At 50.0% G+C, this 13,370-nt stretch carries 12 protein-coding genes; 5 read left to right on the forward strand and 7 right to left on the reverse strand.

All coding sequences use genetic code 11. From position 1 onward, the window contains the following. Nucleotide 1: 1 nt before the first annotated feature. The 4 genes from cydC to Q0L26_RS01480 all read right to left on the reverse strand — a co-directional run bounded on the left by cydC (nt 2) and on the right by Q0L26_RS01480 (nt 5,622). Nucleotides 2-1,630 carry a thiol reductant ABC exporter subunit CydC gene (cydC, locus tag Q0L26_RS01465; protein ID WP_296646423.1) on the reverse strand — a complete coding sequence of 543 codons (1,629 nt, stop codon included), beginning with the start codon at nt 1,628-1,630 and terminating at the stop codon, nt 2-4. Then, complete coding sequence (locus Q0L26_RS01470; RefSeq protein WP_296646426.1) at nt 1,623-3,080, reverse strand: ABC transporter transmembrane domain-containing protein; 1,458 nt, start codon at nt 3,078-3,080, stop codon at nt 1,623-1,625. The genes cydC and Q0L26_RS01470 overlap by 8 nt, the downstream gene beginning before the upstream one ends. A gap of 82 nt (nt 3,081-3,162) precedes the next feature. Continuing rightward, a complete protein-coding gene (cydB, locus tag Q0L26_RS01475) occupies nt 3,163-4,182 on the reverse strand; it encodes a cytochrome d ubiquinol oxidase subunit II (RefSeq protein ID WP_296646429.1) in 1,020 nt (339 codons plus the stop codon). Nucleotides 4,183-4,203: 21 nt separating this feature from the next. Further along, complete coding sequence (locus Q0L26_RS01480; protein WP_296646430.1) at nt 4,204-5,622, reverse strand: cytochrome ubiquinol oxidase subunit I; 1,419 nt, start codon at nt 5,620-5,622, stop codon at nt 4,204-4,206. A gap of 146 nt (nt 5,623-5,768) precedes the next feature. Between Q0L26_RS01480 and Q0L26_RS01485 the strand changes: the two genes are divergently transcribed. From Q0L26_RS01485 to dnaE, 5 genes are all read left to right on the forward strand, one after another. After that, nucleotides 5,769-6,413 (forward strand): DedA family protein, encoded by a 645-nt coding sequence (locus Q0L26_RS01485; protein ID WP_296646432.1) that lies wholly within the window; start codon nt 5,769-5,771, stop codon nt 6,411-6,413. Nucleotides 6,414-6,415: 2 nt separating this feature from the next. After that, a complete protein-coding gene (locus Q0L26_RS01490; protein ID WP_296646434.1) occupies nt 6,416-7,153 on the forward strand; it encodes an SOS response-associated peptidase in 738 nt (245 codons plus the stop codon). Between the two features lie 11 nt (nt 7,154-7,164). Beyond that, nucleotides 7,165-7,461: a YdeI/OmpD-associated family protein gene (locus Q0L26_RS01495; RefSeq protein WP_296646435.1), complete on the forward strand. Its 297-nt coding sequence runs from the start codon at nt 7,165-7,167 to the stop codon at nt 7,459-7,461. Between the two features lie 89 nt (nt 7,462-7,550). After that, the gene (locus Q0L26_RS01500) at nt 7,551-7,850 is read left to right on the forward strand and encodes a DUF6504 family protein (RefSeq protein ID WP_296646438.1); all 300 of its coding nucleotides are present in this window, start codon (nt 7,551-7,553) and stop codon (nt 7,848-7,850) included. Between the two features lie 15 nt (nt 7,851-7,865). Next, nucleotides 7,866-11,108, forward strand: coding sequence for a DNA polymerase III subunit alpha (gene dnaE, locus Q0L26_RS01505; RefSeq protein WP_296646441.1), 3,243 nt, complete (start codon nt 7,866-7,868; stop codon nt 11,106-11,108). Between the two features lie 40 nt (nt 11,109-11,148). Here the strand turns inward: dnaE and Q0L26_RS01510 are convergent, their stop codons facing one another. The 3 genes from Q0L26_RS01510 to Q0L26_RS01520 are packed head-to-tail and all read right to left on the reverse strand — an operon-like array spanning nt 11,149 to nt 13,367. Continuing rightward, nucleotides 11,149-11,907, reverse strand: a complete 759-nt coding sequence (locus tag Q0L26_RS01510) for a Bax inhibitor-1/YccA family protein (RefSeq protein ID WP_296646443.1) — start codon at nt 11,905-11,907, stop codon at nt 11,149-11,151. A 40-nt stretch (nt 11,908-11,947) separates the two neighbouring features. Next, nucleotides 11,948-12,580, reverse strand: coding sequence for an alpha/beta hydrolase (locus tag Q0L26_RS01515; RefSeq protein ID WP_296646445.1), 633 nt, complete (start codon nt 12,578-12,580; stop codon nt 11,948-11,950). Nucleotides 12,581-12,584: 4 nt separating this feature from the next. Next, complete coding sequence (locus tag Q0L26_RS01520) at nt 12,585-13,367, reverse strand: class III extradiol ring-cleavage dioxygenase (RefSeq protein WP_296646447.1); 783 nt, start codon at nt 13,365-13,367, stop codon at nt 12,585-12,587. Between the last annotated feature and the right edge of the window lie 3 nt (nt 13,368-13,370).

Raw genomic sequence — 13,370 nt, forward strand, 5'->3', positions numbered from 1 at the left:
ATTAGAGATGCAAACTGCGGTTAGTAAGTGAACCGAGTTCGCTATCGTGCGTGATGAGCAGTATGGTCTTTCCGCTACCCGCCTCAAGAAGTTCTTTCACCAATGGGGCAGCGGTTGCTCTATCTACGTTTGCCGTTGGTTCGTCCATGATCAAAACCTCAAAATTTGCCAAGAGGGCACGCGCAACTGCCAGTCGTTGAGCCTCTCCACCAGAGATGAATACCCCGCGTTCACCAAGTTGGGTGTCTAATCCCTCACGTTGAACGAACATTTGCCAGAGACCAACTTTGACCAGCACTTTGACTAGTTCAGAATCTTGGGCTTCATTATTGGCCAAAACCAGGTTGTCTCTCACTGAGCCAATGAAAATAACTGGATTCTGTTCAATCAGACCAATAAGTTTTCGAACGGAGTCACTCGAAAAAATACTTGCTGGTTTGCCATTGATTAGATATTCACCCGCTGATGGAGCAAGAAATTTCACCAAAATATTTGCAATTGTGCTTTTGCCTGTTCCGCTGTTGCCATGCAACAAAAGCTTCTCGCCGCGGGCCAGCTTTATGTTGAAACCCCTCAGCACGCTTGGGCCACCTGGATAATTCGCGGTAACACCGCGCAATTCAATCGATTGAATCTTGTCTAATGTGAGCTCACCTTCGGGAACATCTAATTCGACAGGAATTTGGTGATCGATGAATCTTGAAAGACTTTTTGCTGCGGCTCGATAACGATTGAATGCCGATATCGCAGGCTGGGCAGCTTGCACAATTTCATAGACCGCCAATGGCAATAGCGCGAAAACGGCCAAAGTTACTCCTGGATTATGCCCCGAATCCACAGACTTGGCGCCAAAATAGGCCATTCCAAATACTGAGATTCCAGAAAGTGCGCTAACTAATGATTGGCCGATACCGGCAGCCACGGCCGTGCGGTTCGCCTGAGCCGCAAGCCTGTGATCGGTACTTTTGATTTCTTCCAGCCTTTGCGGCAACCAACCATATGTTTGCAGGACTTCGAGTCGCTCAAGCGTGTCAATGCTTAGACTCACAAGTTCAGATTTTGTCTTGGCTGATGTTGAGTCAGCCCGAGCACTTGCCCACGCCGAGAGTGGAAAAGCGAGAAAAAAAGATGCAAGCAGCGTTGACAACAAAACCAGAGCCGCCGACGGAAGCAAAAGCATGACCCCAAATACGGCCAATATCGAGACAACCATCGACTGAACCACTGGGGCGATGACGCGAATTGGCAAATTTTGCAACTCATCTACGTCGTTGACCAATCGTGAGATGGTCGCTCCTCGATCAGGCATTCCCGCCGGCGCAAATGGAATGAGTTTTTCTAAGATTCGGGGACGTTCAAGTTTCAACATCTTGAAAGCCGAATCGTGAAGAAGAATTCGCTCGGCATATCGACCGGCTGAACGGCCAACGGCAAAACCCCGAACTCCAACCACAGCAATTGAGAGATACATGATTGGTGGTTGTTCAGCTGCACGTGAAATTAACCAGGCAGATGTGGCAAGTAAGGCAACTGAAAAAATCGCCTGCAGAACTGCAACAAAAAGTCCGATTTTGAATTGCGAAGTCTTCGGCAACCCCATTAAGTATCTGGCGGTGACAACTTTAGACATTGGCCACCTCAATTTTTTGATCTGCAGCATCAATCAAAAGTTGTTGATGAGAGATTGCAACAACCGTGCAGCCGTTTTTTGCAAACTTTTTCAAGGATTGAACCACGATTTTGGCGCGAGTTTCATCCAAGGCTGAAATCGGCTCATCTACAAATAACTGATGGGCTGAAGTTGTCAAGATTCTGTAAAAAGCTCTGGCAAGGCAAATTCGCTGCGCTTGACCTCCAGAGACTTGAGAACCAGCGACACCTACTTGGTCTTCGGCTTCTAAATCATCGATTGCAGCCATTTCGATGGCCTTTGACAAAGCTGTGCGATCAATTGGTGCCGGTCCAGTGATGTTGAGTGTGACAGTTGTGTCAAAGAGCACCGGCTGCTGAGCCACCCAGGCAAAATCATCTGCTTTGCCATCAAAAAACGCTGTGTCTAATCCCAAAAAATCGCGAATCATTGAGGTTTTTCCCGCCCCAGATGGCCCCGTAATAACCGTTAACCTTGCTGGAGCGAAATCGAATTGTGTGAGCCCAGGATTATTCTGACTTTGCGAGGTGAGGAGATTTGCCTCATCTATTATGTTCAGGATTGAATCAGCGGCGGCAACACCCTCGGCGGAAGCATGAAAGTTTGCTCCGACCTGCCTAATCGGCAAAAAGGCTTCTGGTGCCAAAATCAGAACATAAAGTCCAATCAAAAGCGAGAGTTCACCGTTTACCAAACGAAGCCCAATCGCTACGGCGATCATCGCAACCGACAAACTACTTAGTAGTTCAAGAGCGAACCCCGAAAGAAACGAAACTCGAAGTACCTTCATTGTTCGAATCCGATAGTTGTCGCTCACAGATGACATGGTTTCAATCTGAGCATTCGCCCGTCCAAAAATTCGCAATGTGCTTAGCCCTCGCATCACCTCCAAGAAGTGGCCGGATAGACGGTTTAACGCTTCAAGCTGCTTTAGCTGAGCCGCCTTCGTTGCCCAACCGATGAGAACCATAAAAACAGGAATCAAAGGAAGCGTTATCAACAGCGTTATTCCACTAATGAAATCAGCTGACCAGATCAAAACTATGAAAACTGGAGTGATCAGGGCGGTATAGATAAGTTGTGGGAGGTATTTCGAGAAATAGGCATTGAGAGCGTCAATTCCTGTTGTGGCCAGGCTATTTAGCTCAGCTATTTTGCGATTGGCAAGCCAACCTGGACCGAGCTTCGAAACTGCATCATAAAATTTTGACCGCAACTCGAGCTTGACATTATTGGCCGCTCGTTGCGCCATAAATTCTTGAAGCCAAATAATTCCGGCACGGATAAGCGCTGAGCCAAGCACCCACCACAGGGCTCCAATTGAACTTTCAATTGTTGCCTGTTCGATAAAAATCGAACTGATGAAACAAGACAATTGCCATGCGAAAACTACAGTCGAAGAGCTTGAAAGTATGGCAAGGGCGACCACGCCGGCTATAAACCGACGGGCCGCCCCTGCTTCCCGAATTAATCGGGGGTCTAAAGGTTTGATAGTGAACTATCCCCTGCTTTTAGTGTGAATGAGCCGGAATGGACTTTCGGCTTACTCGTTTCTTGAAAACCCAGTAAGTCCATCCTTGGTAGAGAAGAACTAGAGGAATCATAAACACGGCAACCCAAGTCATCACTGTAAGTGTGTACTGACTCGATGAAGCATTCTCAATGGTTAGGCTGTACGCCGCATTGGTGCTTGAAGGAAACACATTCGGGAATAGCGAGGCAAATAGGCTGCCCACAGCGGTCACGATGGTAAGTACCAGCAGGCTGAAAGCAATTCCTTCGCGATTCATAAAGTTTGCAAATAAACCAGCAATCAGGCTAACTGCAGCCAGTGCAGCAAGAATGAATCCAAGCACACTGAAATGGGCGACTAAAGTCCACACCAAGAATCCCGCTGCCAACAATGTCGTAACTACACCAACCTTGGTGGCCAAAGCTCTAGCACGCACTTTGATTTCACCCTCAGTTTTCAAGGTTATGAAGATAAGCCCGTGAGTCCAAAAGAGAGTCAAGGTTACGAACCCACCAAGCAATCCGTATGGGTTTAGCAGCGTAAATAGAGTCCCCGTGTATACATGATCAATGTTTAGCGGCACACCCTGAACGATGTTGGCAAATGCAACGCCCCATAGCAAAGCTGGCAGCGCCGAACCAACCACAATCATCCAATCAAAAGTCGCCTTCCAACGAACCTCGTTTGCCCCGATTGTGTGGCCTTTTCCGCGGTATTCAAACGCCACACCGCGTGCAATAAGTGCAGCCAGAATCAACAGAAGAGGCAGGTAGAAACCGCTAAATAGCGAGGCATACCACTCAGGGAAAGCCGCAAACAAGCTCGCACCTGCAACGATTACCCAGGTTTCATTTAGGTCCCAAACCGGACCAATGGTGTTGATAAGGACTCGACGATCGGTGTCATCTTTGCCGAGGAACGGTAACGACATACCAACGCCGAAATCAAAGCCATCGAGCACAAAGTATCCGATGAACAAGAAACCGACGATTAGGAACCAAATTTCATTGAGTTGCATTTTGTTATCTCCTATCGATTTCTAGTACGCAACGGTTAGTTGGTCAGCATCAGCAGCATCTTCAGATTTCTCTTCTTCGATGCCCTTTTGCGCGGCGGCCAAAAGCAGCTTCATCTCGACCACGGCAAGCACACCGTAAATCAAGGTGAAAACTATTAGCGAGATAAGTACATCTACTCCATTGATGCCGGGCGAAACTCCGTCCGCTGTTTTCATCAATTTGAACACCAGCCAAGGCTGACGCCCCATCTCGGTGAACAACCAACCGATTGAGATTCCAAGCACCGGTAACGGCGCGGCCCAGATGGCAACGTTCCAAACCCACTTAGGTAGCTCAAGCTTGCCTTTTCGAGTAAGCCATAAACCGACAACGGCAATTAGGAAAGAAAGTGCACCAAGTGCAATCATCCAGCGGAAGGCCCAGTAGGTTACCCAGATGATTGGCATGTAGTCTCCGGGGCCAAAGGCGCTTACGTATTGCGCTTGAAGATCATTAAGTCCTTCGACCTCACCATCCAATGTATGGGTCGATAGATACGAAAGCAGGTTAGGAATTCGAATAGAGAACAATTCGCTCTTACCGTCTGGTGTACCGAGGGTGAAGATTGAAAATGAGGCAGGTGCCGAGGTGTTGTATAGGGCCTCCGCAGCAGCCATTTTCATAGGCTGCGTCTGAACCATAGCTAGACCAAGTCCGTCGCCGCTGATTGCTGTTCCGATTCCACCCACGATTACCGACCAAAGACCGAATCGAAGTGAGGTTCGCATAGTTGACACCTGCTGGTTGCGCTTTAGGTGGTAGGCAGAAACAGATGCAATCACCGCACCGGCAAACATTAGTGAAGCTGTAATGGTGTGCGGAAATTGGTTTAGAGCCACAATGTTCGTCAGAACGGCGCCAATGTCTACCAACTCTGCACGATTCTTGGCTTCATTGATTTCGAAACCAACAGGGTTTTGCATAAAAGCGTTAGCGGCAAGGATGAAATAGGCAGAAAGCAGGACACCAAATGCAGTCATCCAGATTGTTGCCAAGTGAACTTTCTTTGAGAGGCGACCCCAACCGAAAATCCAAAGCCCAATAAAGGTTGCTTCAAAGAAGAAAGCGAGAAGCCCTTCCATAGCCAAGGGCGCACCGAATACATCTCCAACGAATCTCGAATAATCAGACCAGTTCATACCGAATTGGAATTCCTGAACGATTCCGGTGACAACACCCATCGCAAAGTTGATCAAAAAGATTTTTCCGAAAAGCTTCGTCATGTGAAGGTACTTCACGTTATCGGTGCGAACCCAAGCGGTTTGCATAATTGCCACCAAAAGCACCATGCCAATAGTTAGCGGCACGAACAAGAAGTGATAAACGGTGGTTAGACCAAACTGCCAGCGTGAAAGATCTAACGCGCTTAGCTCAGTCAGCACTGCGGGAATCGCGTGCATTATTGTCTCGCTTTCTGAGAAGTAACTGACTTCCCAATTACGGTTTACTCCCATTTATAACGTTTGTGCAACGAAGGTTAGGCAACCCTAATTTATTAGAAAGGATTTCCAATCCCTCATTCTGACCCGCATGGGATGATTAATGCGTGAACGACATTCTCGACTGGATACTCAATGCGGTTCAAAGCGTTGACCCAATAACCCGCAATCTTTTAGCCGGGCTGGCAATCCTTCTCGAAACTTCTTTGTTTGCGGGCTTGATCATCCCAGGCGACACAGTGGTTCTGGTTGCCTCTGCCGGTGTTTTGGACATCGGAGACTTCTTCTGGTTGCTTGGCTCTGTTTTACTCGGTTCACTAATTGGCGAATCTCTCGGCTTCTTCATCGGCCGGTTCTTTGGCGAAAAAATTCGAAATAGCAAACTGGGTCAAAAACTAGGTGAGCGAAATTGGCGAATGGCTGACCATTTTGTTGAGCATCGAGGCGGCATTGCTGTTGCTATATCTAGATTCTTGCCAATGCTTCACTCGCTCGTGCCAGTGGTTTCTGGCATGACGCGCATGCCCTACAAAAAATTCATCACCTGGACATTTGGGGCCTGCGCAGTTTGGGCATCAGCCTATGTAGGAGTTGGTTACCTCGCTCGCGCCAGCTATGACCAGCTTGCCGGTCATCTAAAATTTGGCAGCCTCATATTTGTTGGCGTAATTATTGTTTTTGTTCTGTTGGTGCATTTTGGCAAGAAACGTCTCGAAAAGAAGTTCGTCGAGCCAGAAGCTGAAGAGGTCTAACCATGTGCGGAAGATTTGTCGTTGCTCGTTCAGTTGGTCAGCTGCAGACGATTTTTGAGGCAGACGATGTAATTGGCGAGGTGCCAGGGGTTAGCTACAACATTGCGCCAACCCAACCGATTGCAATTCTGGTTGATCGCGCTTTCGAAAAAGCCGAAGACGGCTCGCCACTGGGTGAACTTAGCCGCGAAATTCACGCAGCTCGCTGGGGTCTGGTTCCTCGTTGGGCTAAAGCGGTTGACGAGCATGGTCCGCTGATCAACGGGCGCATCGAAACCATCCTTGAAAAGCCGTCGTTCAAAGATTCAGTGGTTCGTCGTCGCTGCGTTATTCCGGCTTCTGGTTATTACGAATGGCAGATTGCCGCCGATGGCACCAAGCAGCCGTTTTATATCAGCGCTGGCACCGACGGTATGTTTGCGCTCGCCGGGCTTTACGAATGGTGGGCAGACCCGAGCAAAGACGCTAAAGACCCGGCTCGCTGGCTGCTCTCGGCTACAACTTTGACCAAAGACTCTGCTCCCGAGCTGGCGCACATCCATGATCGAAACCCGGTCTTGCTTTCACCAGACACTTATGAAGCCTGGCTTGACCCTCACATCGAGGGCGATGCCGAACTTCTCGAGGCTGTTTCAGCTGATTCTGATCGAGTTGCCGCCGAGGCTGAGTTTTTCAAAGTTGGCGCTGAAGTTGGCCAGGTTAGAAACAATTCAGCCGACCTGATTCGCCCAATCTACTAGGTTGGTGCGTTTTGGCTAATCGGGAACATGACCGTCGAGATTCAGGCAGCCGTTCGCCGCGCGATAAAAGCGGTCACCTAAAACGCAAGCTGAATGAAATGCCCGAGGATGTAAAACGGGCTCTAGAAGACCGGGGTCTTCGCGCAGATTACAACGCTAGACCGGCCTATCAACGCAACGATTACCTGTCTTGGATTATCCGCGCCAAAATGCCACTGACTCGAACCAAGCGCTTGAATCAAATGCTAGAAGAACTTGAAACCGGTGGCGTCTACATGCGCATGGACCACCCAGCTTCTAAAAAATAACCCCCAAATATGAATTGTCAGCGTCACCCCATACACTCTTAACGTTCGAACAAGTGTTCGAATAATCTTTTGATTGAGAGGGGTCGGCAATGCTGCGGGTTGATGAGAGAGTTTTGGTTTCAACCAACCAGGGAGGTGAGCCAATCGGATTCCGCTGGCGAGGCGGCAGCTATCTGGTGAACGCCAAGCCTGTTCGATGGTTCGCTCGCAAAGAGTGGTGGGTTGAAGCGGCACGAGCACAACGCGGAATCGGTGCCGGAGTGCTCGAGGTAGAAATGTGGCGAATCTGCGCATCAAGAGAAAACAGCTCGCTAGCCCAATACGAATTGGTGCACACCCTTGAAACCAGCAATCAAAATGCTTGGCGCCTAGTGCGCGTCTATTCATAAAGGCTCAGCAAAGTCATGAGCGGGTTTGTTCACCTCAATGTGGCATCTGCCTACTCGGGGCACTACGGAGTCACCAGACCCGAAGCAATGGCCGAGGCGGCGGCAGCCATGGGGTTCAGTGCACTGGCGATAGTTGATCGAGATGGCCTGTATGGAGCGGTAAAACACATCGGAGCCTGCCTGCAACTAGGTATTGCCCCGATAGTCGGAGTTAACCTTGCCGTTTTTGATGATGATCAAGCTGAATTGGCAAGGTGCACGATTTTGGCACACGGTCAAAATCAAGGTCACGGGTGGTCAACCCTGTGCTCCATCATTTCGGCAGCGCACTCGGGCAGAACCTTTGGCAGCAGCAAAAAACTAATTGGCATCAAAAGATCTCAACTGGCAGCAATACTGAAAGACTCCGGAGGCTGCACAGTCTTGATTGGCTCGAACAGCGATGTAGGTCGATTAGCTCTCGAGGCTAATAAAAACGCGGCTAGCGTGGCGCTGGAGCATTGGAAAAACCTGTTCAGGTCTGCGGGAACCTTGGGAGTAGAAATTTCTTGCCACCTCACTGAGCCGGGAACAGAGCAATCAGTGATCCATGCCAGAAGAATGATTGAACTGGCAGATTCACTATCGGTGCCCACCGTTCTAACCAATGCGGTTCGCTATCTCACCCCTGACGACGCACTAACCGCAGACATTCTTGATTCGGCACGACACCTTGAACCACTTGGTGTATTCAAGCTGCAACCCAATGCTCAGGCCTGGCTAAAACCTGACCAAGCAATGCAATCTCTTGCTAAAGAGATAACCGAAGATCAACCGAGAGCTATTGCATTACTCGAAAGCACCTCGAAGTTGGCTGAGCGTTGCCGATTAGAGCCGATCAGTGATTGCGGCTGGGGAAAACCCAAAACCCCTGAAAAATCGACACTAGGAATTGAAGGCAACCCATTCGAAGTTTTGTGGCAGAAGGCACATGAGGGCATTAATCGCTATTACCCACACGCAAGTGGCGAGACCCTTAGGCAGGTGCAACACCGCCTTGGCCAAGAACTAATCACCATAAACAAGCTCGGTTTTGCAACCTATTTTCTGACCGTTGCCGACGTAGCCCAGATGATTCGCGACATGCGCATTCGAAGCCAGGCTCGAGGATCAGGCGCTGGTTCACTAACCAACTATCTCTTGGGTATCAGCGGCGTAGACCCGATCGAGCACGACCTGCTGTTCGAGAGGTTCTTGAGCGTTGAGCGCTCGAGCCTGCCCGATATCGATATTGACGTTGAATCAGCCCGTCGCCACGACATCTATCGCGCAATTTTCAAACGATACGGAAGCCAGCGAGTTACTTTGCTTTCGATGCAGAGCACATACCGCGGCCGAGGTGCCATGCGCGATTCAGGGATGGCCCTCGGTTTAGACGAAGATCAAATTGACGAGTTGGCTAAAAACATGTGGCGCTTCAGCGCCCGCAGCTTCAGAGGCGCCTTACAAACCAAACCTGAATTGGCAAAATTTGCCCAAGAGGTAGAAACCGATCGACAAATGAATCTATTGGTCGACATCACCGAGAGATTAGATCGACTCCCCCGACATATATCCATGCATCCGTGCGGTGTGATTCTTGGCGACATGAGCTTGCTCAATCTAACGCCGGTTGAACCTAGCGGCATGGGGTTGCCGATGAGCCAATTCGATAAAGACGACATGGACCCAATGGGTTTCTTGAAGCTCGATGTTCTCGGTGTTCGCATGCAAAGCACAATGGCTTATGCGGTTCGCGAGATCGAAAGAGTGCAGGGCAAAATTGTTGACTTAGACGCTGTGCCCAGAGATGACGCTGAAACTTTTAAGGCAATTCGCACCACCAATACACTTGGCATTTTTCAAATTGAAAGCCCGGGCCAGAGAGAGCTGACTGGCAAACATCAGCCAACCGAATTCAACGATCTAACAATTCAAATCTCGCTGTTTCGTCCAGGCCCGATGAAGGGCAACATGATTGCCCCTTACCTTGATGGTCGCCACGGATTCGCAAAAGCCGACTTTATCCATGCAGATTTAGAACCAATTCTTCGTGAGACCTGGGGTGTGGTTATTTTTCACGAGCATGTGATCCGCATATTCAACAAGATGACCGGCTGCGGCTTAGCCAAAGGCGATGAAATGCGCCGGTCTCTAGAGAACCCGAGGCTAAAACCAAAAATCGAACAGCTCTTTAGGTCTGAGTCCAAGGCGCGCGGTTATCCGCCAGCGGTCATCGAACGAGTGTGGTCTGTGATTGAAGGCTTCAGCAGTTTTGGTTTCTGCAAAGCACACGGTGCGGCTTTCGCCCTGCCGACTTATCAAAGCGCGTGGCTAAAAACCCACTACCCCGTTGAATTCATGGCAGGCCTATTTACCCACGACCCCGGCATGTATCCACGTCGGCTTCTAATATCAGAAGCTCGCCGCCTTGGCGTAAAGCTTTTGCCGGTAGATGTGAATAAATCCACGGATGAATATCGCGTAGAGGGTGACGGAGTTCGAATGGCGATTCACGAACTATCGGGGATAAGCACTGCTGAGGTCGAGCGAATACTCAAGAATCAACCGTTCAAAGACATCGGTGATTTTTATCTGCGAGCTAAACCGGCAAGACGCACCCTAGAAAACTTGGCACTGATTGGCGCGCTAGATTCGCTAACCGGTGAAGGGTTCGCAACAACCCGAGGAGACATTCTGGCTCGAGTCAGACAACTAAATGCCATAAAAAACCGACCACTCGGTGATTCCATGCAACCCACGTTAGATTTCACCCTGCTCGAGCACCTACCAAGCGGTAACCCCGAAATGACAACTGCCGAAAAAGTTGGCCATGAGATGAGCATCATGAAAATGGATGTCAGCGAACATGTGCTTGAACTGTATCGACCGATGCTCGATGAAATGGGAGTCTTGAGAGCTGACGAGCTGGTCGGCCTTAGAAGCAAAACCGAGGTATTGGTTGCCGGTGTGCGAGTGGCCACTCAAACCCCACCAATGCGATCTGGCAAGCGTGTGGTCTTTGTCACCTTGGATGATGGAACCGGTTGTAGCGACAGCACCTTCTTTGACGAAGCTCAATCGCGGTGCAGCCACATTTTGTTCAACACCCGATTGGTGCTAATCGCCGGAAAAACCAGACGCACCGGTGTGCGCGGAGTTTCAATCATGGCTGAAAACGCTTGGGACATTCGTGAACTATGGCAACAATGGCAACAAAAAACCCAGGCGGCCGGTTAGACCACCTGGGTTTTCTTTGGGCGACAAGACCCGAAGAAAATTAGTCGCGGTTAAAGATTGCTGCCAGTCGCAGAATCTCCATGTACAACCAAATCATGGTTGCGGTTAGACCAAAAGCTGCACGCCACTCGTTCTCAACCGGAAGACCCTCGCGTGCGCCAACAACGATTGCCTCGAAGTCAAGGTTCAAGGTGAAGGCTGCAAGAACAACACCGACCAAACCTGCCAACCAAGCCATACCTGACGAATAGACGCCGCCGTTGCCAGCAATCATTCCAACAACAAGGTTGATGATTGCAAAGCCCATGTAACCAAATAGGGCAAAAGTCATCACACGGGTGAAACGAGCATTTACCTTGATCCAGCCAAAGCGATAAGCCGCAAACATCGCACCAGCGGTGGCGAAGGTTCCAAGAACCGCGTTCTGCACGATGCCCGGGTACTGTGCCTCAAAAATCGATGACAAACCACCGATAACGACGCCCTCAACCGCTGCATAGGCAACGATTACGCCTGGGCGAACCTTCTTGCTAAACGTTGCCCAGAGAGCCAAACCAAGACCAACAAAAACGGCAGGCATAAACAGTGCACCAACGGCTGGAATCAACCATGATGCAGTTGCGCTAGCAACCAGGATCAGCAACAAACCGAAAACCTTGCCAGCTGTGCCTTCAATGGTCATCTTGGCGATCGAAGTAATTTTTGCAAATTCAGCGTCAACTGCGCGCTGGTCGATCTTGGCAACCTCTGCGCCAGTCTTCATTGCACTGTTGAAAATCGGGTTATGCGAAATAGCCACGTTGAATTACCTTTCCGAGAAACTACTGGACAAGGCGAGTTTATGGGAGATTTCTGGCAATTTGCTGAATGTGGTCTTTGGCAATCAGGTGGCCACCCGGGTGCACCATCAACTCGACTTCGGCGCCAAGCTGGGTGAATTCCTCAATCATGGCCTCAGTGCGGCTCGATGGAGAATAATCATCGGTAGCGCCATTTGCTATCCACACGCGCTTGCCGATCAAGTTTGGCCTAGCTCCACGAAATGGGGTTTTCAAAAAAGATTTCGTGGTTCCAAACGCGGCAATGCCGCAGACCGTGTCAGGGTGTAGCAAAAGCAGGGCCCCAGACGCGTTTGCACCGTTCGAGAACCCAACTGCCCACACTCGGTCAGGATCAAAGCCATACTCCCCCGAAGCAGCCCAGACAAAGTCAGCCAATTCGCTAACTGCCTTGATGATTCCTGCCTCGTCGAAACGACCATCGTCATAGCGCATGAAGAACCGATCGGCACCATCCATGCGCACTAAACCTCTTGGTGAAAGCAAATTGGCGTTTGGGTCAAGGGCTTTTCCGAGTGGCAACAAATCGTGCTCGTTCGCACCCGAACCGTGCAGCAGCAAAAGCGTTCTAGCGCTTGCCGCATCATTAGCTGGGCGCCAAACATGAGGCCTTGAAGTATCGCGGGGGTTCACCAAACTAGGCTACTTCGAATGACCGCTTAGCTAAGCCCATAAAGTAACCATCGATTTTGGTTTCGGCAATGTTCTCAGGGTTGCTGGCAGCACCCAGCGAAATGAAAAGCGGAGTGAAGTGCTCAACGGTCGGGTGCGCATAAGGCATGCCCGGGGCACTGTTTCGGTAGTCGATCAAAGTGTCAACGTCTCCTCGGGCAAGCGCTTCTTGTGCCCAGTGGTCAAAATCTGCTGACCAACCAGGCGCCGCTGCTTCAGGTCGCCAGTCACGAATGTAAGGCAATCCGTGAGTCATAAAGCCCGATCCAATAACCAAAACTCCCTCTTCGCGAAGAGCACGAAGCCTTTTACCAAGGTCAAGCAACTTCACTGGATCACTAGTTGGCATAGATAGCTGCAAGACCGGAATATCTGCATCTGGGTACATCACTCTAAGAGGAACCCAGGCGCCGTGATCAAGCCCGCGCGTGGTGTGACGGTGCAGTGGCTCGTTGTCTGGCATCAACTTTGCAACCATGTCACCCAACCAACCTGAATCAGGTGTTGCGTATTGCATCTGGTAGAACTTGGGTGCAAAACCACCAAAGTCATAGATAAGCGGAGTATTTGCAGCAGTCGAGCTAATCGAGATTGGGGCGCTCTCCCAGTGTGCAGAAACAATCAAAATCGCTTTTGGCTTCGGTAGATTCGCCGACCAAGCGGCTAGCTGGGATGTCCAAAGTTCGTCATCCAGCAGCATGGGTGCGCCATGCGAAATGTAAAGCGAAGGAAGCACTAAATCGTTCATGTG

This window comes from Rhodoluna sp. (assembly GCF_024641065.1).
Classification (GTDB): domain Bacteria; phylum Actinomycetota; class Actinomycetes; order Actinomycetales; family Microbacteriaceae; genus Rhodoluna.

Bases quoted from the DNA above. Each gene is read 5' to 3' on its own strand.
- dnaE (WP_296646441.1), top strand. From the start codon at position 7,866: ATGAGCGGGTTTGTTCACCTCAATGTGGCATCTGCCTACTCGGGGCAC.
- cydC (WP_296646423.1), bottom strand. From the start codon at position 1,630: ATGTCTAAAGTTGTCACCGCCAGATACTTAATGGGGTTGCCGAAGACT.
- Q0L26_RS01500 (WP_296646438.1), top strand. From the start codon at position 7,551: ATGCTGCGGGTTGATGAGAGAGTTTTGGTTTCAACCAACCAGGGAGGT.
- Q0L26_RS01480 (WP_296646430.1), bottom strand. From the start codon at position 5,622: ATGCACGCGATTCCCGCAGTGCTGACTGAGCTAAGCGCGTTAGATCTT.
- cydB (WP_296646429.1), bottom strand. From the start codon at position 4,182: ATGCAACTCAATGAAATTTGGTTCCTAATCGTCGGTTTCTTGTTCATC.
- Q0L26_RS01490 (WP_296646434.1), top strand. From the start codon at position 6,416: ATGTGCGGAAGATTTGTCGTTGCTCGTTCAGTTGGTCAGCTGCAGACG.
- Q0L26_RS01520 (WP_296646447.1), bottom strand. From the start codon at position 13,367: ATGAACGATTTAGTGCTTCCTTCGCTTTACATTTCGCATGGCGCACCC.